Origin of the sequence: Methylosinus trichosporium OB3b (genome assembly GCF_002752655.1) — a bacterium.
GTDB classification, from domain to species: Bacteria; Pseudomonadota; Alphaproteobacteria; order Rhizobiales; family Beijerinckiaceae; genus Methylosinus; species Methylosinus trichosporium.
On record NZ_CP023737.1, the window covers coordinates 1,590,643 to 1,611,525 of the forward strand.

Genomic DNA, 20,883 nt, shown 5'->3' on the forward strand with positions numbered 1-20,883 from the left:
GCGCGGCGCCGGGGCTGAAGAGGCGGGGAGGTCGCCACGCGTCACGCACCCTTTCGCTTCTGTCTACGCTGCACCCGATCCACCACCTGCCGCGCGCGCGGCATCCGCCATCTTCTGAGCGCCCGGCTCCACAAGCAGGACCCGGCATCGTGGCGGCAGCTTCCGCCGCTCTTCATGCGGCCTCCACGAGCGGGACCGAGCGGCGCGCACGGTGGTGGGAGATGCGATGCGCGCGCATGTCGCGCAGTCGGCGGAGCTCGATCGCACGGCCTTCGGCGCGAAGCGCGCGCTCCTTGCGGGCCTGCTCCCAGGCCCAGCGCTGGCACTCGCCGAAGGAGCGTCCGCCGACCTCGCGATATTCGAGCAGGGCGAGCGCCATGATGGCGCGACGGTCATAGGAGCCGTCGACGCGGGCGAGGATATCGGTCATGGCCGCGTCTCCGGGAAGGCGTTGTGCTCGCAGCCGTCGAGCAGGCGGCCTGCGCGGCGCTTGCCGACGCGATACATCCATTGAAAGCCGAGTGGATTATCGAGCGCCCTTCCCTCGAGGCGAATCTGCCCGGTGAATTCTGCAATGGCTGTCTTGTCGACTTCGATCGCGCGCGTGTCGCAGGCGATTCCAGTCCTGATCCGGCGCTTGTGTTCGGCAACACTGAAATCGCGCATGCACACACGGCCATCGGCCAGCATGGCGACGCCGTCGGAATTCGGGTAGAGGCGCTCGTTGCGGTTCGGCCCATGACAATAAACATCGACGCTGGACGTCGGCCCCCACTCCCCCCATTGCTTGAAGAAGAACGCAATGTCATGGACTGCGCAGAAGTCGTGTGTTGCACGTGCCCAATCCGGGTGCATCGGACGTGCGCGTGGTCCGCTCTCGCCGCCACAGATGATCTGCCGGACGAAATACCAGAGCGACCAATCGACTGGGTCGAGAGCCGGCTCGTAGGAAACGAATGTCATCCAGCCGTGCTTGGCTAGCTCCCTCAAATGGTCGCGGCGCTCATCGGCGCGGGGCTGATCTTCGACGGTCACGCCGAGCCAAACATTGGGGAGTGGCCATTCCCGCAACTTGATATCGTCCGGCATGTCGATATCGCCGATGCTCTCGACCGGCCAATTGTCGTCCGGCGTGACTTGTTTCGCGATCCACATATCGACGATGACGCGTGCAATCCGATGCGGCGTTCTCGGATCTGACATATAAGCCCGCATCCGCGCGGTGCGCTTCGTGAGAGACTGGAGCGTGTGCCAATGCGCGAGCGCCATCACCGCGAAAACGTGGTCGATCCATTCGTCCGGCACGGACTCGTGGAACAGGTCGGACATCGAGTTCACGAAGATGCGGCGCGGCTTTTTCCAGCGGAGCGGCTTCAGCAGCACGCTCTCCGGCGCTTGGCGAAGCACGCCAGTCCACACTGGCTTGCTGTTCACGATCTCCGTCGTGCCGGCGTAATGCGAGCCGGGCGACATCCGCTCGAGCTGCGCCGCCATCGCCATCGCGTAGCAATTCGTGCAGGCCGGCGAGACGATCGAGCACCCCACGATCGGGTTCCACGTCGCATCCGTCCATTCGATCTTGCTCGTCTCAGCCATCGGCGGCGGCCTCCTTTTCCGGCTGGCCGGGCTTCCGCTGGCGCTTGGTGAAAAGCTTCAGTCGATCGGCTGCATAGGCCGCTTCCGCCTCGCTCACATGGCCGCAGGGCGCGCCGTCGAGATCGATGCGGGCGGCGCCGGCGAGCACGTGGCGGCAATAGGTCGGGCCCCAGGCGTAGTCGGCGAGCGCGCAGGCGAGGCCTCTGCGGGTGAGCTCGGGCATGGCCAGCAGAATGTCCGTGTCTATGCCGATCTTCAGCGGCTTCTTTTCCGCGCCCGCCGGCGCGAAGGCCTGCGGGAAGCGCTCTTCGAGAATGGCGCGCACGCGCGTCGCGATCGCCCTGTTGCGGAATATCTTGCGCGACTCGGGAATAGCCATGGCCAACTCCTGTCTCAAAAGGGAATGTCGTCGTTGAGATCGTCGGCGAGCGGGCGGCCGGACGGCGCGGAGCTCGCCATGCCCATGCGCGGATCGTCGGCGGCCTCGCGCGCGGGCTTGGCGCGCGTCTGGCCATAGGCGTGCTCGTCGCGCTCGGCGCCCTTGGGCGAGCCTTCGAGGCCGAGCGAGCCATCGAAGCGGCCGATGACGATCTCGGTCGAATAACGGTCCGAGCCGTCGTTCGCCTGCCATTTGCGCGTCTTGATCTGGCCTTGCACCGAGACCTTCGAGCCCTTCTTCACATATTGCTCGACGATCCCGACCAGCGGCTGGTTGAAGACGACGACGCGGTGCCATTCGGTCGACTCCCGGCGTTCGCCGGTCGCCTTGTCCCTCCACTGCTCGGAGGTGGCGAGCGAGAAGCTGGCGATCTTATCGCCGCTCTGCACGGTGCGGATTTCGGGATCGCCGCCGACATGGCCGAGGAGGATGGCGCGATTGATGCTCATGATGATCACACCCTCATCGGCATGAGCACGATCAGCAAATCCGGCTGCGTCGCGCTCTGGAACAGGGTCGGCGCGCCGGGATCGGCGAGGCGGATGACGGCCGAATCGCCTTCGAGCACCTGCAGCGCCTCGGCGAGATAGCGGCTGTTGAAGCCAATCTCGATCGGCGAGCTGTCATAATCGGCCTCCATCTCGTCGCGCGCCTCGCCCATGTCTGGATTGGTCACGGAGAGCGTGAGCGCGCTCGCGTCGAAGGAGAGCTTCACCGCGCGGCCGCGCTCGCTGTGAATGGTGGAGACGCGATCGGCGGCCGCCGCCATCGCCGTGCGATCGAGCGTCGCGCGCTTGTCATTACCTTGCGGAATGACGCGGGCGTAATCGGGGAAGGTCCCGTCGATCAGCTTGGTGGAGAGCGTCACATCGCCGAGCGAGAAGCGCAGCTTGTTCGCCGAGACGGCGAGGCGCGCCTCCGCCTCCTGGCCTTTGAGCAGGCGCTCGATCTCGGCGCAGGCCTTGCGCGGCACGATCACGCCGGGCATGGCGGCCGCGCCCGCCGGCGCCTCGGTCTCGATGCGAGAGAGGCGATGGCCATCTGTCGCCACCATGCGCAGCAGCGCGCGGCCGTCATCTTCCATATGATGGAAAAACACGCCGTTCAGATAATAGCGCGTCTCCTCTGTGCTGATGGCGAAGGCGGTCTTGCCGAGCATGCGCGCCAGCGTGGCTGCCGGCAGGGCGAAATCGGCGGAGAATCCGTGCTCTGTGGTGTCCGGGAATGTGTCCGCCGGCAGGGTGGAGAGCTTGAAGCGCGAACGGCCGCTGCGCATCTGCAGCTGGCCGGCTTCCTGCCCTTCCAATGTGATCTGCGCCTTTTCCGGCAACTTGCGCGTCAGATCATGCAGCACCGCAGCCGAGACGGCGAGCGCGCCGGTCTCGGCGATCTCCGCATCGAGCAGTATGCGCGTCTCGATGTCGAGATCGGTGGCGCGGATGCAGAGGCGGCCGTGATCCGTCTCCAATAGGGCGTGAGAGAGGATTGGAATCGTCGTGCGCTGCTCGGCGATGCGACGCGTCGTCTCCAGCGCCTTCAGCAGCGGCGCGCGATCGATGGTGAGTTTCATTTGTGGCTTCCTCGCTACAAAGGCCGGCGGCTGGACGCCGGCCTTCGTCGATTGCGATCAGGCTTCCGGCGCGCCCTCATAGGCGGGGAGCCCGGTCTCCTGCGCGGCGGTGAGAAGGTCGTTCTTGATCTGCTCGCGGAGAAAATGTTCGGGGCGATAGAGCTGGTAGAACCATTTGATCGCCGCGCCGGCGCGATAGCGCAGCCGCACCGGAATGCGCACCGGCTCGCCGGCCTCGAATACCGGCAGAGAAATCATGAACAGGCCGGGCACGATCAGCTTCTCGCCCTGCGTATTGGTGTGCTTTTCGCTGAAGACGACCTCGCCCTCGCCGCTCTGCAGCGTCACGCTGGTCTTCAGCGTGGCGCCGACATTGACTTGCAGCCCGCGCGAGAGATCGATGATCTCGTTCGGATTGCCGAAGCGCGTCTTGAATAGCTGCTCATATTTGCTCTTCTCGGACTCGCTCTTCTCGGACTCGCTCTTCTCGGCATCGTTCGTCTCGGCATCGCTTCTCTTGGTATCATTCGGCGAGGCCAGCTCGGCGATATGATCCTCGAGGAAGGCGGCGAACTCGCCCTGGTCGAATTTCTCGCCGTTGAACTGCTGCCAGACCTGAAACTCCTTGGTCGTGGGGAAATTATATTCGATGCGATGATTGCCGAAGCGAGCGACGCCGGAGGTCTCGTGATAATCGATCACCGCCAGCAGCTTCGCCGCTTTCAGGTCGGTGTTGGCGAAGATGACGCTGTGCTCGTCCTTGTGGCGGTTCACCAGATCGATGAAGCTCTGCAAATTGTCGACCTTGGCCACACCGCGCCGGCGCTCCGGCGCTATGCGATAGGCGTCGAACAGGTTCTTCACGCCCTCGAGCTTCGGGTTCACGCCATTGCGATGAATGGCGACGGGAATCTCGCTCGGCAGGCCGATGACGTCGACCGGCGATTTGATTGTGGCGATCTCGATGTTCTGCGCGGCGCCGCCGAGGGCGAGAAGACGGTCGAGAAGGTCCTTGTTCTCGATCTTCAGAAGCGTCTCGGGCTGCAGCGACAACGCCTCGCCGAGGATGGGCTCATTCTCCGACATGCAAATCTCCAATGGTCAGTGTGAAGGGTGGAAAGATCAGCCGGCGTCGCGCGCGCGCGGCGTCACTTCCCGCGGGCCGGTGAACATGTCGAGCTGGCTCGGGTGCTGGACGGAAATCTTGCCGTCGACGAGCCAGCAGGTGGTGCCGCGGAAGCCGGGCTCCGGCGGCAGCTTGGATTTGACGATCGGGACGATCGAAATCTTGTCGCCGTCGCGCGTGAAATTCATGTCGAGCGTGACGGTCGCCTTGGCCTTGTCGCCGGGCGCGTCCTCGAGCGCCTCCAGCGCCTCACGCAAATATTCGTTGAGCTTGCCGTTCACATCCTCACGGCCGAAGACGCTCATGATCTCCGGATAGCTGTCGATCAGTCTCGTCATTCCCTCTCCTCCTCACATCGTTCGCGCGGCCAGCGCCGGCAGAAAGCGCCTGAATTTGTCGTAGAGCTCGTCGGCGACATCGGCCGGCTTGCGCAGGCGATAGACTTTGCGCAGGGGCGGAACGGCCTCGAAGACTGGATTCCATGGGCGCGGGGGCTGGCCCAGGAAGTCGCGGCGCTCTGTCATCAGCGCGACGACGTCGGCGCGGCGAATGCGCCGCTGCTGCTCATGGTCCGGCGGCGGCAGGCCAGCGGCCCGCAGGAAGGCGGCGTCGTGCCGGTCCTTCAGCGAGCGCAGCGCGCGGCGCACGGCGTTCGTATCCTCGCCCGCGTGGCGGGCTATCGCTTCGAGAGCCTCGGCGACCGGCGTCGTGATGTCGCCGAGATGCGCCTCATGCGCGTCATGCAGCAGCGCATAGGGGCGGTCGGTCGGCTCGGCCGCGTCGCAAACGATCAGCGTATGCATGGCGACGCTGATCGGCTTGTCGGCGTTGCCGGCGAAGCGATTGATCTGCGCCAGCGTGTCGGCGACGGCGCGAAAGTCGATCTGCGCCGCGTCCGGATGGAGCATGTCCATGGCGCGGCCGCCGCGAATCTGCGCCCAGGGAGAAACGTCGGCGATCATGATCTGGCGCTCCTCTCGGTGCTCTGGCGCGACGAAAGCTCGCCTCCCATGCCCATGGCGAGATAGGCGCTCCAGGCCTTGCTGCGCTGCGCTGCGGCGCGCTCGGCGGCGTCATGCTCGATCTCGACGCGCTGCGCCTCGCGGCGGCGCTGGCAGGCGAGAATGCGGCCGGCGACGTGAAGGCCGAAGGCGATATTGGCGAGGATCAGCGCCGAGGCGAGCAGCGTCATGAGGAGATCGCCTGCGCGGCCGGTCGTCACGATCGCTGTCGCCGCCTCCGCCTCGTCGAGCATGGCGTCGGCGAGGAGGCCGAGAAAGCCCCAGCTCAGAACGCCGAGCCAGAATGCGGCGCCCTCGGCCGCAGCGCCGAGAGAGGTGAGGCCGAAGGCGTCGCGCAGCTCGCGCGCCTTGCCGGCGACGAAGGGCGCGAGACGGCCGATGTCCCGCGCCGGAAAGCGGAGGCGATGCAGAGCGAGCAGCAGGCCGCGCTCATCGCCGAGGCTTTGTTCCAACGGAAGGCTGGCCGCCATTGCGGTGACGCGGGCGGAGTCGTCGCACTCGTCGGCCGGCGTCGGATGGAATAGGCTTCCTTCCTCTTTGGAGGAAATATCATGGTCGATCATCGTCTTTCCGCCGGTCAGGTTCGGACCGCCGTCGCCAATTTCGTTCTCGCCGCCGCTTTTCGGCGCCTCGCCGAGCGGATGATCCGCAGCGGCGCGATCGACGAAGCCGCCCTCGCGATCCTGATCGATGAGGCTGCCGACGAAGGCGCGGATGGGATCGTCGCGCTCCCCGGCGGCCGCGGCGCCGCAGTCGAGGATATCGCCGCCGGTGTCGGCATCGCGCGAAAGCTGTTCAGGGGCCTGCGGAACTTGCGCGCCATGGAGTGACGAAGACGCTGCGGCTTGCTGTGAGCCGGATGCGGAAGACGGGTGCATATCCCCTCCCCTGTGACGGGCGCGCCGAGCCGGTTGGGTCGGGCGTGAGGGGAATAGTTGCGCAACAGGAAACCGCCGTCAAGCGATGAGTTGCATGTTACGCAACTTTCTTGCGGCGCTGGCGAGACGCTACGATGAATGCAGGCAACAAAAAACCGGCCGAAGCCGGGTCGGTGGCTCTTACCTGAGTGCAGGCGTCAGAGAGATAGCCATCCCCAGAGCGCTGGGATCGGCGCTCAAAAGTCCTTTTGGATCTTAACGGCGCCTGGAGCGACCCGCCCGGCTCTCGCTCTCAATGCCGATAAATGTTTCTGACAAAGGTCCCTATCTATTTGAGAGTAGCCATTGTAAAAACGAGTAAATGATATGACACTATCTTGGGCGACATCCCAAGCATGTTGCAGGTGCGCCGTATTCAGCATACGCTTTTTAGTCGCATCTTCGATTTTAGAGGCAAGAGTCCTCGCTTCGTCTACTTCTGCGTCAGACACATATACGATAACATATCCGTCTCGTCTCATTTGGCACTTCTTGACGAATGCATAATCGTAATATGTTTCGTTTATTACTTTCATTGGCGACTCTTCGTCGTCTCTTTGTTTTTGAGCTTTGAGCGCCGGGGGCGGTGTCGCAACGCCAGAATTTATCGCTTTTGATTTGCCATTCAGGCGCTCGATATATTCAAGGTTTGCTGTGCGGGCGCGGTCGTAGGCGTCAGCAGTGGCGGCGCATATCTTCGCTGCGGGCTGGTCTGGCGCAGGATATTGGCAATTCGGAATAGCTGGGGCGCCAGTCCAACCATCGAGAGCCGCCCGAAAAATGGCATTATCGGCCTGACTGCCGTGTCCGAGAGCCGCGGCCATGCAGGCTTTCGCATTGTCGCTACCGCCTCCATAGGTGCCGCCAAAGACGATGCTGCATATTTCCTCTCCCGTCAGCCGCACTGTGGCGGCCTGGCATGGGAGAGATAGGGTGGCGGTAATAATCAATCCGAAACGCGACGCACGCATTTAACCCCCATGACTATGCTGAACTGGGTTGCGACCGCTTGCTTTTGCCCTTCGCGGGCGAGCTCCCGCGTTGTATCGGTTGGCTCGGTGCCTCTTCGGGAAATGCAGCTTTGAGGATATTGACCATCGTCTTGAGCTGTTCCGTGCTGCGATTCATAAACATCCGGCTCATCCAGTCGTCCAGAGGATGGCGGAACAGCTCGACCGGCTCAATCTCGAACAGTCCGGCTAGGGCGCGCACGTTGTCTTCTGTGGGTAAATCACCTTTGCACCATTTTGAAACGGTGCCCTTATTCACGCCCAACTCGCGGACGAGATCAGCCGGCCTCATGCCTCGATGCTCCATCCATTCCTGGATGTAGTGAATGCGCTTAGCTTCCTTCGCCTGAGCCGTAACGACCTTTGCCATGGCGTGGACCATAGGAAACATCGCGGCCGACGTCGTTAAGCCCATAGGAAACTTTTTCCTTGACCGAAGTTTCTTAATAAGCAACTATGCGGGCATGACACACCCGCTTCGCTCTTACCGAAAGTCTGCCGGCATAACGCTGTCGGCGCTCGGCGCGCGCGTCGGCGTCTCGAAGGGCTTCCTGTGCAAGATCGAGCAGCGGAAGCAGCTACCGTCCTTGGCGTTGGCCGCGAAGTTGTCGGAAGCCACCAACGGCACGGTTCCTCTTGCTGATTTCCTTCCCGCCCCCGCCCCCTCCCCTTGTCCGAAGGAAGCAGCGGAATGAGCGAGAGCAAGACTCCCATCTGGGACGCGCTCATGGCGCGGATTTATGCGCGCACTTTCGGCCGCGCCGAGCCCGAAGGCATTCGTCCCGGCCTCCGCTTCATGCCGCGTGGACCTTATACCGACGCGCAGCGCGCGAAATGGCTCGCCGAGATGATGAGCTTTGCTCGTTGCCACACGGTGACGGTGCGGGACGCGGTCGCCCATTTCGAAGTGCCGGTGCCGGTGTTTCTCGATCATGTGACGAATGAGGAGATTCTAGACCTGCGTTACGACTGCGGCTGTCTGATCGAGGCCGTCATCGAGCGCGCCGGCCGGACCGATGGCGAGGCGTTCGAGGCGCTGCGGCGCGAGCTCGACGCGTTCAGAAAGCGCCTCGCGCTTCTGCCATCGCGATCCGGCGATATCGATCCGCCGGCGGACGAAGATGGCGGCGCGGCATGACGGGCTCGCATTCATCGCGGCGGCTTCGGCTGGGGCGGATTGCGCCAATGATCGATCATCTCGCGGTCGCCGCGCTCGATCTTGTCGAAAAACGCCATCATGCGCGCCATGCCGTCGGCGTAGCGCGTCGGCTTCGCTGCTTCGCCGATGTCTCCGAGAAAGGCCTGTCGGCAGACGGCGATGTCCTTGTCGCGGCCAGCTTGGGCGAGTCGAGCGGCCAGCATCAGCGACAATTCGGCCAGGCGCTGGATCAGCTTCTCGTGCGGGTCCTCGCTGCGCTTCATGGTTTCCCCCTCTTCGCCGCGTGCTCTTCTCCGCGGCCGAAGGCGCCGAACTCCCAGCGGCGTTTCCTCCCCCTCCCCGGCGCTTCGGCGCCGGGGTTCCTTCTTTTCTCGGAAACGGCGGCGCGCCGATCCGCCAAGATATGCCGCGCCGCCTTCCGTTCCATGGCGTTTTCCTCATCGTCCATGATCACAGCATGGCACGAAGGGGAAAGCGCGTGTGTCCCAAATTTAGGGATATTTCGTCCCAAATGAGCGCGACGATGGACAGGGCCTATCTGCTCGCCGACCGCTATGTGCGCGAGGAAATGAGCGCCGCGCGCGTCAACAAGCCCGACGCGATCGAGACCGTGGCCGACGCCTGCGGTCTCGCGCCGGGAACGCTGCACAATCTTTTCAAGAGGCGACTCAAAAATGTCGAGAAGGTCGCTCTCGCGCTCGAGGGATTCGCCCTGCGCCGGCTCGAGCAGCGCGCCGCGCAGCTGCGCCGCGATATTGGCGAGATGCGCGAAAGCCGCATGGTGGTCGATCCGGCTCGCCTATCTGAGCTGGAAGCTGCGCTCGACGATGTCGAGCGCTGGCTCAAAAAGGGGTGAGCGATGAGCGAAGGTTCCCTGTGGAAGCAGGTCCAGGCGCTCGTCGCCGCCGGCCGCAGCAATGCGGAGATACGGGCCGCGCTCCGCGCGCACATGTGCAAAGAGACGCTGGACACCTATCTCAGCGCGGCACGGTCGCAGCGCGGCAAGCAGGCAGCGCGCGCGACGCCGGAATGGCCGGATGCGCGCATCGCGACGGTCGCCAGGCTGTGGGCGGAGGGCTGCACGGCGGCGCAGATCGCCGCTGAGATCGGCGGCGGGATCACGCGCTCGGCGGTGATCGGCAAGGTTCATCGGCTCGGCTTGCCGGCGCGCGAGCGGGGAGTGCGGACGAAAGCGGCGCGCGCCGCGATCATCACGCCGCCACCGGCGCAAGCGGTGAAACGGCCGGCAGAGAAGGCGGCGCCGGTCGTCGTCGCGAGGCCCGCGCCCGTTCCCGCGCTGGCGCCGCCGGTCGACTGTGGGGAGACGGCGCTGGTCGCGTCGATCCTCGATCTGGTCGAGGGGCAATGCAGATGGCCGCTCGCGGCCGGGTTTTGCGGGCGGCCGAGCGCCGGCGGCAAGTCCTATTGCGCGCATCATGCGTTGCGATCGGTCAACCCGCGCGGGCCCATGCGGCCGCCGCGCGCGATCAGCGAAGGTCGCAAGAGCGAGCCGCGCGAGCGCATCGCCGATTGCATCGAAATGTTCGAGGCGGCGCGGTGAGATTCGGCGCGGTGTTCGTGCATGTCGAGCGGCGCGAATGTCGGTTCGCCGCGTCGATCGCGCGCAACATGCGCGCCGCCGGCTGGGGCTGGCGTCGCATCGGCCGGGCGCTGCGCGTGTCGCCCGCGCGAGCGGAGCGATTGGCGCTGAGCGGAACGATGTTCGCGCGGCGCTGGCGCGAGGAAATGCGAAGGGCGGCGTGAGCCGCCCGAGGAGAGAGATCATGCGGCTGAACGATGCGCAGATCGCCGATGTGAAGGCCCGGGTCGATCTCGGCGCGCTGGCGCGCGAGCTCGGCGCTGGACTGCGCAAGCAAGGACGAAAGCTCATCGGCTCCTGTCCGATCTGCGGCGGCGGGCGCTCGGCGCAGCGCTTCGAGGTGCAGGGCGACGGCTGGGTGTGCGCCGTCTGCCAGGACGGCGGCGACGCTATTCGCCTGCTGCAGCGCGCCACCGGCTGTGATTTCCGCGCCGCGGTGGAGAGGCTCGGCGGCGCGCGCGAATTGAGCGACGCCGAGCGCGCCGAGCTGGAGCAGCGCGCGCGGGAGCGGGAGGAAAAGCGCGAGCGCGAGGCGCAGCGCTATCGCGAGCGCGAGATCGCCGCCGTGCGGCGCTTGTGGGAGGGCGCGGCGCGCGCGCCTTTCGATCTCGTCGCCGCCTATCTGCAATGGCGGCGCTGTCTCGCGCCGGCCTCGGCGATGCTGCGCTGCGCGCCGGAACTCTGCTTCTTCGACGGCCAGGCGCCGGACGAGCGCGGGCGCATGGCGCCGCGCGTCGTGCATCGCGGCCCGGCCATGCTGGCGGCGATCGTCGACAATGCGGGCCAATTCTGCGGGCTGCATATGACCTTTCTGGCGCCCGGCGGCGCCGGCAAGGCGGAGATTTTCGAGCCCGAAACCGGCGAGGCGCTCATGCCGAAGAAATGCCGAGGCTCGGTGAAGGGCGGCCATATCGTGCTGCGCGCCGCCCAGGCGCCGCGGCGGCTGTTCATCGGCGAGGGAATCGAGACCGTGCTGTCGGTGGCGACGGCGCTGAAGGCGACGCGGCGGCTGCGCGTCGATGACGCCTTCTGGTCGAGCGTCGATCTCGGCAATCTCGGCGGCGCGGCGGCCGAGACGATCGATCATCCGTTCTTGAAGCATGCGAATGGCCATCGTCAGCGCCTGCCGGGCCCGGAGCCCGATCGCGCGGCGCCGGCGATCGCCATTCCGGGCAGCGTCGAGGAGCTGGTGCTGCTCGGCGATGGCGACAGCGAGCGCGTGCTGACCGAGACGACGCTCGAGCGCGCGCGGCGCCGCTATGAGCGGCCTGGGCGCGTGATCCGCACGGCGTTCGCGCCCGAGGGGCAGGATTTCAACCATGTGCTGATGGAGGGGTGAGATGGCCGAGGCGCCGGGCTTTCGGCGAGTGGAAGCTCCTGGAGCGGACGGAGCGGCTGGTGGCGACGCTGCCGCGGCAGGATGACGCCGAGACGATGCTCGACCTGCTCGCCAAGCGCTCCGTCGTGGCGGCGCCGGTCGGCGCCGACACGGTGGATTGATTTTTTCCTCTCTTTTGCGCGGGCGGGACATGGGCTTCGAGAGCGGTGACGAGGGGCGGCGCGCGCAATTGCCGCTGCGGCGGTTGGGCGAGAGCTTCGACTTCGAGTTCGAGGGGACATGCTTCACGGCGACGGTCGGATTCTATCCGGACGGGCGCGTCGGCGAGCTGTTCCTGAATGGGCTGAAGCTGGACACGGCGCAGGATGTCTACGCCTGCGATCTCGGAAAGGCGATCTCGATCGCCCTGCAATATGGCGCATCGCTGGAGGCGCTGGCCCGCACCATGACGCGCGACGGCGCCGGGCGGCCGCGCGGCCTCGCCGGCTGTGTGCTGGATTTGGTGCGGGAGATGCGCGGATGAGCGGCCAGAACAGATCAACGGCTGTCATGCAGCGGCGCGCGAAGACAAAAGAGCCGCGACCCGACGACTCGTTCGACGCGTTCGACTATTATCCGACGCCTGCATGGGGCACGCGGGCGTTGTGTGAATGGCTTGAGGCAGAAGGGCTTGCCAGCCCCGGCCTTCAAGACGTCTGGGAGCCGGCCTGCGGCGAAGGGCATATGGCGAAGCCGCTCGGAGAATTTTTCCGTGAGGTTTATGCGGCCGATGTCTGTGCCCGTGGCTTTGGTGATGTCGACGATTTCCTGTGGCACTCAGACCGCCGCGCCGACTGGATAATCACCAATCCGCCGTTTCGGCTTGCGTCACAGTTTGCGACGACGGCGTTCGACCGCGCGCGCTTCGGCGTCGCCATGCTCGTTCGAATCGCCTTCCTTGAAGGATCGGACAGATACAACAATCTGTTCGCAAAGCTTCCGCCTTCGCACATCGTGCAATTCGCCGAGCGCCTGCCGATGGTCAAAGGCTGGGTGGACCGCAACGCATCATCGGCGACTGCCTACACCTGGGTTGTCTGGCACAAGGCGTCAGGATCCTCAACGCGGTTCCATTGGCTCGCGCCATGCCGCAAGCGATTGGAGCGTGATTCCGATTATGCGTCTTCCGCCGGCAAATTCGACGCATCGCAGCTAAGCGCGGGCGAGCCCGCGGCATGACGACCGATCCCTACAAGCGCATCGCCGACGCTGTCGAGGGCGCGAGCCCGCAGCCCCTGCGCGCCGCTCCGCCGACGGCGGACGCCGATGACGCGAGCGATGGCGACGCCTGCGACGCGCTCGGGCCGTCGGACCAGGAGGCCGATGGCGTCGACATGCGCGTCGTCGAGCGCTGCGCCAAGCTCGATCAGTCCGACACCGACAATGGCAAGCGGTTGATCGAGCATTTCGGCGCCGATCTCGTCGTGATGGCGCAGGGCGGCGTCGAGGGCGGCGGCTGGCTCGGCTGGGAGGGGCGCTATTGGGACTTGGACGGCGGCGTCGCGCGCGCGAGCAAGATGGCGCAGATGATCGGCGGGCGCATTGGCCTGGAGACGCGCTATCTGCAGCAGACGCCGGCCGAGGCGCGCGTGATCGAGGAAGCCGACAATCTCGCCGCCGATGACGAGAGCGATGGCGCCAAGGCCGTGCGCCGGGCCGCCGCGGCGGCGGAGAAGGCGCTGGAGAAACGGCGGCTGGCGCGCTGGCGCTTCGCCGTGAGCTCGAAAAATTCCGCGCGGCTCGTCGCCATGCTGAAGACGGCGGCGCCGCATCTGCGCCGCGAGCCCGGCGGCTTCAATTCGGAGTCGATGCTGATCGTGACGCAGAATGCGACGCTGCGCGTGATCGTCGAGGAGATCGGCGGGAAGAAAGAGGCGCGGCTCGACGTGCGGCGCGGCTTTGCGCGCGAGGATTATGCGACCGGACTCGTGCCCTGCGATTTCGATCTGATGGCGAAGGCGGCGAAGTGGGACGCCTTCCTGCTGCGCTGCCTGCCGAGCGCCGATATGCGCCGCACGGTGCGGCAATACGCCGGGCTCGGACTCGTCGGCACGCTGCTGCAAAAGCTGATGTTTCATCATGGCTTCGGCGCCAATGGCAAAAGCGTGTTTCTCGCGGTGATTTCCGGCGTCATCGGCAAATCCTATGGCGTGTCGCTGCCCAAGGAGACGATTCTCGGGCGCGGCGAACGCGGCGCCGGGCAGGCCTCGCCGGACATTGTGAGATTGTTCGGCAAGCGCTTCGTGCGCATCGACGAGCTGAAGGAGGACGAGTCGCTGCGCGAGGATCTCGTGAAGCGGCTCACCGGCGGCGACGAGATGGCGGTGCGCAATCTGTTCGAGGGCTATTTCGATTTCGCCAATCGGGCGACGCCGCATATGAGCGGCAACGGCTTTCCCAAGATCGACGGGACCGACAATGGCATCTGGCGGCGCATGCTCGTCGTGCATTGGTCGGTGACGATTCCGCCGGAGGAGCGGCGCGAGTTCGACGGCTTCGTCGCCGAGCTGTTGGAGGAGCGCAGCGGCATATTGAATTGGCTGCTCGACGGCGTGCTCGATTATCTCGAGCATGGGCTGTTCATCGCGCCGGAGATCGCCGCGGCGACCTCGAAATATCAGGAGGAGATGAATCCGATCGGGGAATTCATCAAGGATTGCGTCGAGGCGCATGAGGGCGAGCGCGTGGCGGCGAGCACGGCGTATCAGGCCTATGTGAGCTGGTCCATGGCCAACGCCAAGCGGGCGAAGACGCAGACGGCGTTCGGCCGCGAGATGGCGAAACTGTTCAAGCGCGACAATGACCGGGCGCGCTCCTATCTCGACTGCCGCCTGCATGACGTGCCCGACCGGCCGGAGGAGCCGGGCAAGGCGCGCGCGGCGACGGATTATCCGGAGGGGTATGGGGATGAGCGGGCAAAGAGAACGCAACATGAAGCCGATTCCGATCTCTGCGGCGGAACGTATCGCGAAGGAATGCGGCTACGATCAGGTGATCATTTACGCCCGGCGCGTCGGTGACGATCCAAAACCGCACGGTGAGCATGTGACGACGTATGGCGTCGACGCAGCGCACTGTGAAGTGGCTGCTCGGATAGGCGATCATCTCAAATACAACGTGTTCAAATGGCCGCGAGAGAGTGAGAAATGACGCGCACTCGCGGGCCTACCGTCATCGATCTCTTTTGCGGCGGCGCCGGCGGCTGGTCGCTCGGCCTCCATCGCGCCGGCTATCGCACGGTTGCGGCCTGCGAGGCCGATCCGTGGCGGCGCGCCATGTTCGCGGCGAATTTCCCCGGCGTGAGGATGTATGACGATGTTCGAGAGCTCACCGCAGGGCGAATTATTTCCGATCTCGGATATCGTCCCGACCTGCTCGTCGGAAGCCCGCCCTGCCAGGACGCGAGCGCAGCCAACACGCGCGGCCAGGGAGTCGACGGCGAGCGCACCGGGCTCTTCTTCCCGACCATCCGCCTCGTCGGAGATCTGCGACCTCGTTGGGTCGCTCTTGAAAATGTCCCTCGCCTCCGAACTCGCGGCGCAGACAGAGTGCTCGGCGCATTGGAGGAGATCGGATACTCCGCTTGGCCGTTCGTGGTGGGTGCTCACCATGTCCGCGCCAATCACAAACGAGAGCGAGTGTGGATCATTGCTTTCGACCCCGCGCAAATCGGACATGGCGGCGGGGGGGCATGGCGATACTGGCCGCATGGGAACGGTGCGGCACATGCTGCACCAGGCGATGCTGCCGACGCCGACGAAGTCGGACGGCGGAGCCGAGCCGCCGGGAGTGACAGGGCGGAAGCTGAGAACCTATCTCGCCACGCCGGCGAAGCGGGATTTCCGCTCGGCGAAGGCGTCGGAACAAACGATGCGTGGCAATGCGCGGCCGCTGAACGAGCATCTGGCCAACGCCGAGATGATGCTCACCCCGACGAAGACGGGCAATCTCACAGCGCCGTCGATGTTGAAATGGGCGGGCGCGAGGGCGCTGGCGAAGATGCTGGCGAGCCATGGTCTCACTGGAACGGCGGCCTTGCCCATCACCTACGGCTGGATCATGGGCTATCCACCGAGCTGGCTGCTGCGTCCGGCGATCGGGCAAGCCCTCTCCATGGCCTCGCGGGCCGCATCGTCGCCGCCTATGGCGACGCCGTCGTGCCGCAAATCCCGGAAGCCATAGGCCGGGCCATTCGTCGCGTCGAGGCGGCGGTGGCGGCGGCCCGCAGCCCGATAGAGGAGCCGCCATGACGGCCGACCTATGACGCGCGCTCGCGGGCCGCCGGCGTCGCCAAACGTCGCAACTCTCATCTTCGCTGCCCTCGCGTCGCCTTCCGTGGCGCGAAACGCTTTCCTGCGCGCCGAAAAGCCCGTAGCCCGTTTGGATGGCCGGCGGGAAATCTGCAAGGGTTGCAAGAGTTGCGCAAGAGTTCGAAACAAACTGTCGCAGGTGTTTTTGCGTGATACGGCAATAGGTTATGAGAGGCGTGCAAGAGTTGCATGAGTTTTCCTCGCGTAATGTATGAAACATTGGGGTTCGGGGAGTGCTCTAAAAATGTTTGCTCATACGTTATGTGCGTAGAAAACTCAGGCAACTCTTGCAAATGATGAAAAATAACAATGAATATATAGGCTTGTAATCTGCAATGGTTTTGAACAAACCATTGCGCAACCCGTGCAACCCTTGCAAAACAGGAACAAAGCATGAGCGGGACGAAGGATCGGCGCGCGGCGGTGATCGCTCTGGCGCGGGGGTGGGGTGGGCAGGGCGTGGCGGCGCGGCCCAAGGCGCGCGAGCGGCGCGGGATCGAGGACTTGCTCGCCTGGGCCTATCTGCGCGAGCTGCCGAAAACGGCGATGCGGCGGACGGATGGCCCAAAACTCTGGCGCAGCGGGTGGATGAAGGTCGAGGAATGGCTCGAGGAGCTGTCTTTGGCGGGACCGAACGAAAATCGCTTCGGCGTCGTCCCGGATTTGAGCGTGATGACGGCGCCGCACGAGGACGCGCTGCGCGTGCATGAGGCCGTGTGCCGGCTGGACGAGCTCGACATCGGCGTGCCGGACGATTGGTCGCCCTGCGCCGAGCTCGGCGATCTCGACGGGCATGGCGCGGCTCTGCCGGGGCTGGCGCTGGCGCGGCTCTGCGTGACCGGGGCGGATGGCGTGCCGCGGCTGCGGCGCTCGGCGCGGGCGCTGGTGTTTCGTCATGCGATTCTCGGCGGGTGCCCCGATTGGGAGATCGATCCGCCACAGGTGCGGGTGGTGAGCGAATACGGCCGGCCGAAGTGGTTTCTGCGCGAGGTGATGTGGTTCGACGGGGTGGATGGGCAGGTCGCGCACGAGGTGGAGATCGACGGCTGCGACAAGTGGGGGCATGCGCGGCCAGGCGCTTATCAGAAAACCTATCTCGACCCTGATCCGGTCGATGGCGTCGTCGGGCGCGGCGAGTATGAAATCTGGCGCTGGGCGCTCGATTTGCTGGTGGAGGATTTGGCGGGGCTGCTCGTCGATTTCGAGGCCGTGGCGAGTGATCGGCCTATGCGGCCCTGGGTGGAGGCGGCGCCGCGCAAGGGGCGGACGCTACGCGATCTACGGCAAGATGCCGGGTGGCAGATTCGCGGGGATGCGCGACGGGCGAAAGGGCGACTCTAGAAATTCCTTGACGCCCCGAAGATATTTTGCGATGTGTTGGTCACGGATTAAAAGGATCGACAAACCCCGCTCTCACAAGAGGGCGGGGTTTTTCGTTGTGGGGGCGCGCATGCGGCTGCTGGTGACCTTCGACGCCGCGGCGCTGCAGCGGGAGATCGCGGGGCTGGAGGCGGCCGAGGCCGGGCGTCTGCGCACGCGGCTCGCCGGGGCGCTCAACGAGGTCGGCGCGGAAATCCACAAGGCGGTGCTGCCGCCGCTGCGCCTGCAGACAGGGCTGAAGGGCGCGACGGTCGCTCGCTCGGTGCATGACATCGGCGCGGGCGGCGACCGGCTCGCCTATTCGCTGACGACGCGCGGCGGCGATATCTCGCTGAAATATTTCTCGCCGCGAGAGGCGCAGGGCGGCGTGATCGCGCGGCCGCGGGGCGTGCGGACCTATGTCCAGGGCGCGTTCCTCAAGAGCGGCCGCTCGCCGAACCGCTCCTATGCCGAGCGGCTGCACGGGCAGGTGTTCCGCAATGTCGCGCGCGGGAAGTGGCGCGGGCGCATCGCTCGGGTGAAGAGCGGCGTGTTCATCCCGCGCGAGCTGGTGCAGGGCGCGGCGCGCGCGACCTTCGAGCGGATGGTGGCGCGCGAGCTGCCCCCCGCGGTCGGCCGGGCGCTGACCCTGGTGACTGCCTGACGGGTCCTTCCCCTCCCCCGCCGCGCCCCACGACCGGGAAACGCGCGGGGGTTTTCCAGTAATGCTGGCCAAAAATCAGGGCTAACGATGCTAACAGAGGCACCTAACGGCGCTAACGCTTCGCCGCGAGCGGTCATGTGGACCGTGGCCGAGGTGGCGGCGCGGGACGGCGTGTCGAAGCCGACCGTCTCTGTGCGCGTCAAGCGCTTCGTCGAGCAGCATGGGCTCACGGTCGAGCGTGACGCTCTCGGGCGCGTCGCGCGGCTCAATGTCGCCGAATACGACGCTCTGCGCGGCCGCTATGACGATCCGTCCAAGGCGCAGGCGTCCGCCCGCACGACGGCGCCGGTCGAGGACAGGGAGACCTATGACGAAGCCCTGCGCCAGAAGACCTGGCACGAGGCCGAGAAGCGGCGCATCGAGCTGGCGCAGATCAAGGGCCAGCTCATCGAGACGGCGGCGGTCGCCGATGGCTATGATCGCGCCGCGCAGAAGATCCTCGACACGATCGGTCGCCTCGACGAGCATTGCGACGACCTCGCCGCTGTGGTCGGGCGCGAGGGCTCCCGCGGCCTGCAGACGGCGATGAAGAAGCTCGTCGTCGAGCTGCAGCGCGACATCGCCGCGGCCCTGCGCTCCGAGGCGGACACGCTGCGCGCGATGATCACCGAGAACGTCCAGCAGCAATGATGGACCTCGGCGCCGTCGCGGCGACCCTCGACGCTCTCGCCCTGCGGGTCGAGCCGATCGATCCGCAGCCGCTCTCGCAATGGATGGCCGAGAACATCGTCCTGGTCGACGGCCCGTCCGCCGGCCGCATGTGGAGCCTCGACGGCGCGCCCTATCTGGCGGAGATCGCGGATTGCCTCGGCGACGACCACCCCTGCAACCTCGTCACGGTGCGAAAATCGCAGCAGACGGGCGCGTCCATCCTCGCGCTCGGATGGTGCCTCTACATAGCCGACCGCGAACCGGCGAACACGCTCTACGGCGTGCCGGGGATCGACGCCCTGCGCGATCTCAACAGCGGCAAGCTGCAGCCGCTCATCGACGCCTGGCAGAAGCACACGGGGCGCGTCGTGTTCGAGCCGCAGACATCGCGCTCGGGCGCCGGCTCCACGACCTACGAGAAAGTTTTCTCGCGCGGGCGCCTCTGGCTCGGCAACGCCAATTCGGTGATGGACCTCTCGTCGAAGACGGTGAAGAAGGGCGTGAAGGACGAGGTGTCCAAATGGGAGGACATCCCCGGCAAGGGCGATCCGGAGACGCTGTTCTTCGGCCGCTTCACCTCGTTTCGCCGTCGGCGCAATTGGAAGATCCTCGAAATCTCGACGCCGGAGGTCGACAGCGGCGACGAGGCCGGCGAAGCGCATGGCCATTGCCGCATCGATCGTTCGTTCAAAAAGTCGGATCAGCGCTTCTGGTTCGTCCCCTGCCCTGGCTGCGGCGCGCATTTCGCGCATGAGTGGGGCGGATTCGTCGTCGACGAGGCGCATCCGCACAAGAGCTATTACGTCTGCCCCCATTGCGGCGCGCGGATCGACGATCTCGCCCGCGTGCCGATGATCCGCTCCGGCTGCTGGCGCCCGACGGCCGCCGGCGGCGCACGCCATCCCGGGTTTCACATCGACGCCTTCGTCTCGCTGATGATGTCTTACGAGGCGATCGCCGAGGATCACATCGCCTCGCGCAAGGGAGGCGAGATCGGTCGCAAGGACTTCGCCAATCTGGTGCTCGGCCTGCCGCATCAGTTCAAGGGCGATGCGCCGGACCACAAGCGGCTGATGGAGCGGCGCGAGGATGGACTCGCCCGCGGCCATGTGCCGCCGCAGGGCCTGCTGCGGGTCGCTTCCGCCGACGTGCAGATGCGCGGCATATGGGTCGAGGTGCTCTCCGTAGCGCCGAATCGGCAGAGCTGGGTGGTCGATGCGCTCTATCTCGACGGCTCGACCGAGTCGCCGGAGGGAGAAGCCTTCGAGAAGCTCGAGCAGCAGGTGCTGAATCGAGAATTTACGGACGCTTTCGGGCGCGGATGCAAGATCGACGCGCTCGCCGTCGACTCCGGCTACCGCACCCATGTGGTCTACGCCTGGGTGCGCGCCAAGCAGCGCCTGCATCCGGACACAGGACAGGACATGGTGCTCGCCGTCGACGGGCGCGACGGTTGGAGCAAGCCGGCGATCGGCATGCCGACGCCGGTGGACATCGATCTCGCCGGCACGAAGATACGGCAGGGCGTGAAGCTCTGGCCCGTCGGCACATGGCCGTTGAAGGGAGCTTTCTACGCCGATCTGCACAAGCTCGGCGTGAAATCCGGCGCGGCGGCCGACCCGGACGGCTATTGCCACTTCGGCACATGGCTCGACGAGACCTATTTCAAGCAGATCACCGCGGAATATCTCGCCACCGAGTCGTTCCGTGGGCGCACGCGGCGCGTGTGGAAGCCGATCACCGCCGGCGCCGACAATCATCTGCTCGACTGCCGCATCTACAATCTGGCGCTCGCCGAATATCTCGGCCTGTCGTCGACGACAGCCGATGAATGGGCCGAGCTCGCCCGCCGGCGCGGTATGCCGCAGGAGGCCATCGCCGAAGGCCTGTTCGCCCCGCGACGCGACGCAGCGCCTGCGCCGGCCGGCGCGCCGATCATCGTCCCGGCGCCCGCCGCGGCGCCCGAGCCGGAGGCGCGCGACCCCTTCGCGCGTCTCGCGGCGCTCAACGATTCGTGAGGCT

The 20,883-nt window shown here is 65.7% G+C and carries 28 protein-coding genes and 1 pseudogene; 17 read left to right on the plus strand and 12 right to left on the minus strand.

The annotated features are described in order from the left end of the window. Positions 1–172: 172 nt before the first annotated feature. Genes CQW49_RS07690 through CQW49_RS07730 form a run of 9 tightly spaced genes read right to left on the minus strand, consistent with a single transcriptional unit; the run spans position 173 to position 6,316 of the window. Positions 173–430, minus strand: a complete 258-nt coding sequence (locus CQW49_RS07690) for a hypothetical protein (protein WP_003611127.1) — start codon at positions 428–430, stop codon at positions 173–175. Continuing rightward, complete coding sequence (locus CQW49_RS07695) at positions 427–1,596, minus strand: phage Gp37/Gp68 family protein (protein WP_003611126.1); 1,170 nt, start codon at positions 1,594–1,596, stop codon at positions 427–429. The genes CQW49_RS07690 and CQW49_RS07695 overlap by 4 nt, the downstream gene beginning before the upstream one ends. Next, positions 1,589–1,975 carry a ProQ/FINO family protein gene (locus tag CQW49_RS07700; protein ID WP_003611125.1) on the minus strand — a complete coding sequence of 129 codons (387 nt, stop codon included), beginning with the start codon at positions 1,973–1,975 and terminating at the stop codon, positions 1,589–1,591. Before CQW49_RS07700 ends, CQW49_RS07695 begins: the two co-directional genes overlap by 8 nt. Positions 1,976–1,989: 14 nt before the next feature. Further along, positions 1,990–2,484 (minus strand): single-stranded DNA-binding protein, encoded by a 495-nt coding sequence (gene ssb / locus CQW49_RS07705; protein ID WP_003611124.1) that lies wholly within the window; start codon positions 2,482–2,484, stop codon positions 1,990–1,992. Between the two features lie 5 nt (positions 2,485–2,489). Beyond that, positions 2,490–3,605 (minus strand): DNA polymerase III subunit beta, encoded by a 1,116-nt coding sequence (dnaN, locus tag CQW49_RS07710; protein WP_003611122.1) that lies wholly within the window; start codon positions 3,603–3,605, stop codon positions 2,490–2,492. 57 nt (positions 3,606–3,662) lie between these two features. Next, positions 3,663–4,691, minus strand: a complete 1,029-nt coding sequence (locus tag CQW49_RS07715) for a DUF2303 family protein (protein WP_003611121.1) — start codon at positions 4,689–4,691, stop codon at positions 3,663–3,665. A 36-nt stretch (positions 4,692–4,727) separates the two neighbouring features. Continuing rightward, a complete protein-coding gene (locus tag CQW49_RS07720) occupies positions 4,728–5,069 on the minus strand; it encodes a hypothetical protein (RefSeq protein ID WP_003611120.1) in 342 nt (113 codons plus the stop codon). Positions 5,070–5,081: 12 nt separating this feature from the next. Beyond that, positions 5,082–5,693, minus strand: a complete 612-nt coding sequence (locus CQW49_RS07725) for a hypothetical protein (RefSeq protein WP_003611118.1) — start codon at positions 5,691–5,693, stop codon at positions 5,082–5,084. Next, positions 5,690–6,316: a hypothetical protein gene (locus CQW49_RS07730; RefSeq protein WP_024749883.1), complete on the minus strand. Its 627-nt coding sequence runs from the start codon at positions 6,314–6,316 to the stop codon at positions 5,690–5,692. The genes CQW49_RS07725 and CQW49_RS07730 overlap by 4 nt, the downstream gene beginning before the upstream one ends. On the opposite strand from CQW49_RS07730, the gene CQW49_RS24455 reads away from it, so the two are divergent. Then, positions 6,305–6,583 carry a hypothetical protein gene (locus tag CQW49_RS24455; RefSeq protein WP_024749882.1) on the plus strand — a complete coding sequence of 93 codons (279 nt, stop codon included), beginning with the start codon at positions 6,305–6,307 and terminating at the stop codon, positions 6,581–6,583. The two genes, CQW49_RS07730 and CQW49_RS24455, sit on opposite strands and share 12 nt — an antisense overlap. 284 nt (positions 6,584–6,867) lie before the next feature. Here CQW49_RS24455 and CQW49_RS24460 read toward each other — a convergent pair whose 3' ends face one another. Then, the gene (locus CQW49_RS24460; RefSeq protein WP_003611114.1) at positions 6,868–7,641 is read right to left on the minus strand and encodes a hypothetical protein; all 774 of its coding nucleotides are present in this window, start codon (positions 7,639–7,641) and stop codon (positions 6,868–6,870) included. A gap of 13 nt (positions 7,642–7,654) precedes the next feature. Next, positions 7,655–8,050 carry a helix-turn-helix domain-containing protein gene (locus CQW49_RS07735; RefSeq protein WP_065083622.1) on the minus strand — a complete coding sequence of 132 codons (396 nt, stop codon included), beginning with the start codon at positions 8,048–8,050 and terminating at the stop codon, positions 7,655–7,657. Between CQW49_RS07735 and CQW49_RS07740 the strand changes: the two genes are divergently transcribed. Together CQW49_RS07740 and CQW49_RS07745 are read left to right on the plus strand one after the other, a co-directional pair. Next, positions 8,049–8,375, plus strand: coding sequence for a helix-turn-helix domain-containing protein (locus CQW49_RS07740; RefSeq protein WP_051418758.1), 327 nt, complete (start codon positions 8,049–8,051; stop codon positions 8,373–8,375). The genes CQW49_RS07735 and CQW49_RS07740 overlap by 2 nt on opposite strands. After that, entirely contained in the window at positions 8,372–8,818 is a 447-nt protein-coding gene (locus CQW49_RS07745) for a hypothetical protein (protein ID WP_003611110.1), read from the plus strand. The genes CQW49_RS07740 and CQW49_RS07745 overlap by 4 nt, the downstream gene beginning before the upstream one ends. A gap of 11 nt (positions 8,819–8,829) precedes the next feature. On the opposite strand, the gene CQW49_RS07750 is transcribed toward CQW49_RS07745, so the two are convergent. After that, positions 8,830–9,102, minus strand: coding sequence for a hypothetical protein (locus tag CQW49_RS07750; RefSeq protein WP_003611108.1), 273 nt, complete (start codon positions 9,100–9,102; stop codon positions 8,830–8,832). 248 nt (positions 9,103–9,350) lie between these two features. Between CQW49_RS07750 and CQW49_RS07760 the strand changes: the two genes are divergently transcribed. The 14 genes and pseudogenes from CQW49_RS07760 to CQW49_RS07815 all read left to right on the plus strand — a co-directional run bounded on the left by CQW49_RS07760 (position 9,351) and on the right by CQW49_RS07815 (position 20,879). Further along, positions 9,351–9,695, plus strand: coding sequence for a hypothetical protein (locus CQW49_RS07760; RefSeq protein ID WP_024749878.1), 345 nt, complete (start codon positions 9,351–9,353; stop codon positions 9,693–9,695). Positions 9,696–9,698: 3 nt separating this feature from the next. After that, on the plus strand, positions 9,699–10,400 hold the full coding sequence (locus CQW49_RS07765; RefSeq protein ID WP_003611105.1) for a GcrA family cell cycle regulator: 702 nt from the start codon (positions 9,699–9,701) through the stop codon (positions 10,398–10,400). Beyond that, positions 10,397–10,603: a hypothetical protein gene (locus CQW49_RS24465; protein WP_003611103.1), complete on the plus strand. Its 207-nt coding sequence runs from the start codon at positions 10,397–10,399 to the stop codon at positions 10,601–10,603. The genes CQW49_RS07765 and CQW49_RS24465 overlap by 4 nt, the downstream gene beginning before the upstream one ends. 20 nt (positions 10,604–10,623) lie before the next feature. Next, positions 10,624–11,778: a DUF7146 domain-containing protein gene (locus CQW49_RS07770; RefSeq protein ID WP_003611102.1), complete on the plus strand. Its 1,155-nt coding sequence runs from the start codon at positions 10,624–10,626 to the stop codon at positions 11,776–11,778. Further along, on the plus strand, positions 11,775–11,939 hold the full coding sequence (locus CQW49_RS24470) for a hypothetical protein (RefSeq protein WP_003611101.1): 165 nt from the start codon (positions 11,775–11,777) through the stop codon (positions 11,937–11,939). The genes CQW49_RS07770 and CQW49_RS24470 overlap by 4 nt, the downstream gene beginning before the upstream one ends. Before the next feature lie 29 nt (positions 11,940–11,968). Beyond that, a complete protein-coding gene (locus CQW49_RS07775) occupies positions 11,969–12,301 on the plus strand; it encodes a hypothetical protein (RefSeq protein ID WP_003611100.1) in 333 nt (110 codons plus the stop codon). Further along, on the plus strand, positions 12,298–12,996 hold the full coding sequence (locus CQW49_RS07780; RefSeq protein WP_003611099.1) for a hypothetical protein: 699 nt from the start codon (positions 12,298–12,300) through the stop codon (positions 12,994–12,996). The genes CQW49_RS07775 and CQW49_RS07780 overlap by 4 nt, the downstream gene beginning before the upstream one ends. Beyond that, complete coding sequence (locus CQW49_RS07785) at positions 12,993–14,837, plus strand: DNA primase family protein (protein WP_099831761.1); 1,845 nt, start codon at positions 12,993–12,995, stop codon at positions 14,835–14,837. The genes CQW49_RS07780 and CQW49_RS07785 overlap by 4 nt, the downstream gene beginning before the upstream one ends. A gap of 126 nt (positions 14,838–14,963) precedes the next feature. Continuing rightward, positions 14,964–15,419 (plus strand): annotated as a pseudogene (locus CQW49_RS26305) (DNA cytosine methyltransferase); the annotation flags it as partial. 46 nt (positions 15,420–15,465) lie between these two features. Beyond that, positions 15,466–15,999: a hypothetical protein gene (locus tag CQW49_RS25515; protein WP_244441325.1), complete on the plus strand. Its 534-nt coding sequence runs from the start codon at positions 15,466–15,468 to the stop codon at positions 15,997–15,999. 521 nt (positions 16,000–16,520) lie between these two features. Then, on the plus strand, positions 16,521–17,468 hold the full coding sequence (locus CQW49_RS07800) for a hypothetical protein (RefSeq protein ID WP_003611090.1): 948 nt from the start codon (positions 16,521–16,523) through the stop codon (positions 17,466–17,468). A gap of 109 nt (positions 17,469–17,577) precedes the next feature. Continuing rightward, complete coding sequence (locus CQW49_RS07805; RefSeq protein WP_003611088.1) at positions 17,578–18,150, plus strand: hypothetical protein; 573 nt, start codon at positions 17,578–17,580, stop codon at positions 18,148–18,150. Positions 18,151–18,285: 135 nt separating this feature from the next. Beyond that, a complete protein-coding gene (locus CQW49_RS07810; RefSeq protein ID WP_003611086.1) occupies positions 18,286–18,840 on the plus strand; it encodes a hypothetical protein in 555 nt (184 codons plus the stop codon). Continuing rightward, positions 18,837–20,879 (plus strand): terminase gpA endonuclease subunit, encoded by a 2,043-nt coding sequence (locus tag CQW49_RS07815; RefSeq protein ID WP_003611085.1) that lies wholly within the window; start codon positions 18,837–18,839, stop codon positions 20,877–20,879. Before CQW49_RS07810 ends, CQW49_RS07815 begins: the two co-directional genes overlap by 4 nt. Positions 20,880–20,883: the final 4 nt, after the last annotated feature.

Bases quoted from the DNA above. Each gene is read 5' to 3' on its own strand.
- CQW49_RS07805 (WP_003611088.1), top strand. From the start codon at position 17,578: ATGCGGCTGCTGGTGACCTTCGACGCCGCGGCGCTGCAGCGGGAGATC.
- CQW49_RS07700 (WP_003611125.1), bottom strand. From the start codon at position 1,975: ATGGCTATTCCCGAGTCGCGCAAGATATTCCGCAACAGGGCGATCGCG.
- CQW49_RS07725 (WP_003611118.1), bottom strand. From the start codon at position 5,693: ATGATCGCCGACGTTTCTCCCTGGGCGCAGATTCGCGGCGGCCGCGCC.
- dnaN (WP_003611122.1), bottom strand. From the start codon at position 3,605: ATGAAACTCACCATCGATCGCGCGCCGCTGCTGAAGGCGCTGGAGACG.
- CQW49_RS24455 (WP_024749882.1), top strand. From the start codon at position 6,305: ATGGTCGATCATCGTCTTTCCGCCGGTCAGGTTCGGACCGCCGTCGCC.
- CQW49_RS07775 (WP_003611100.1), top strand. From the start codon at position 11,969: ATGGGCTTCGAGAGCGGTGACGAGGGGCGGCGCGCGCAATTGCCGCTG.
- CQW49_RS07690 (WP_003611127.1), bottom strand. From the start codon at position 430: ATGACCGATATCCTCGCCCGCGTCGACGGCTCCTATGACCGTCGCGCC.
- CQW49_RS24460 (WP_003611114.1), bottom strand. From the start codon at position 7,641: ATGCGTGCGTCGCGTTTCGGATTGATTATTACCGCCACCCTATCTCTC.
- CQW49_RS07815 (WP_003611085.1), top strand. From the start codon at position 18,837: ATGATGGACCTCGGCGCCGTCGCGGCGACCCTCGACGCTCTCGCCCTG.
- CQW49_RS07760 (WP_024749878.1), top strand. From the start codon at position 9,351: ATGAGCGCGACGATGGACAGGGCCTATCTGCTCGCCGACCGCTATGTG.
- CQW49_RS07695 (WP_003611126.1), bottom strand. From the start codon at position 1,596: ATGGCTGAGACGAGCAAGATCGAATGGACGGATGCGACGTGGAACCCG.
- CQW49_RS07730 (WP_024749883.1), bottom strand. From the start codon at position 6,316: ATGATCGACCATGATATTTCCTCCAAAGAGGAAGGAAGCCTATTCCAT.
- CQW49_RS07745 (WP_003611110.1), top strand. From the start codon at position 8,372: ATGAGCGAGAGCAAGACTCCCATCTGGGACGCGCTCATGGCGCGGATT.
- CQW49_RS07735 (WP_065083622.1), bottom strand. From the start codon at position 8,050: ATGGCAAAGGTCGTTACGGCTCAGGCGAAGGAAGCTAAGCGCATTCAC.
- CQW49_RS07720 (WP_003611120.1), bottom strand. From the start codon at position 5,069: ATGACGAGACTGATCGACAGCTATCCGGAGATCATGAGCGTCTTCGGC.
- CQW49_RS07740 (WP_051418758.1), top strand. From the start codon at position 8,049: ATGGCGTGGACCATAGGAAACATCGCGGCCGACGTCGTTAAGCCCATA.
- CQW49_RS07810 (WP_003611086.1), top strand. From the start codon at position 18,286: ATGTGGACCGTGGCCGAGGTGGCGGCGCGGGACGGCGTGTCGAAGCCG.
- CQW49_RS07770 (WP_003611102.1), top strand. From the start codon at position 10,624: ATGCGGCTGAACGATGCGCAGATCGCCGATGTGAAGGCCCGGGTCGAT.
- CQW49_RS07785 (WP_099831761.1), top strand. From the start codon at position 12,993: ATGACGACCGATCCCTACAAGCGCATCGCCGACGCTGTCGAGGGCGCG.
- ssb (WP_003611124.1), bottom strand. From the start codon at position 2,484: ATGAGCATCAATCGCGCCATCCTCCTCGGCCATGTCGGCGGCGATCCC.
- CQW49_RS07780 (WP_003611099.1), top strand. From the start codon at position 12,298: ATGAGCGGCCAGAACAGATCAACGGCTGTCATGCAGCGGCGCGCGAAG.
- CQW49_RS07765 (WP_003611105.1), top strand. From the start codon at position 9,699: ATGAGCGAAGGTTCCCTGTGGAAGCAGGTCCAGGCGCTCGTCGCCGCC.
- CQW49_RS07715 (WP_003611121.1), bottom strand. From the start codon at position 4,691: ATGTCGGAGAATGAGCCCATCCTCGGCGAGGCGTTGTCGCTGCAGCCC.
- CQW49_RS07750 (WP_003611108.1), bottom strand. From the start codon at position 9,102: ATGAAGCGCAGCGAGGACCCGCACGAGAAGCTGATCCAGCGCCTGGCC.
- CQW49_RS07800 (WP_003611090.1), top strand. From the start codon at position 16,521: ATGAGCGGGACGAAGGATCGGCGCGCGGCGGTGATCGCTCTGGCGCGG.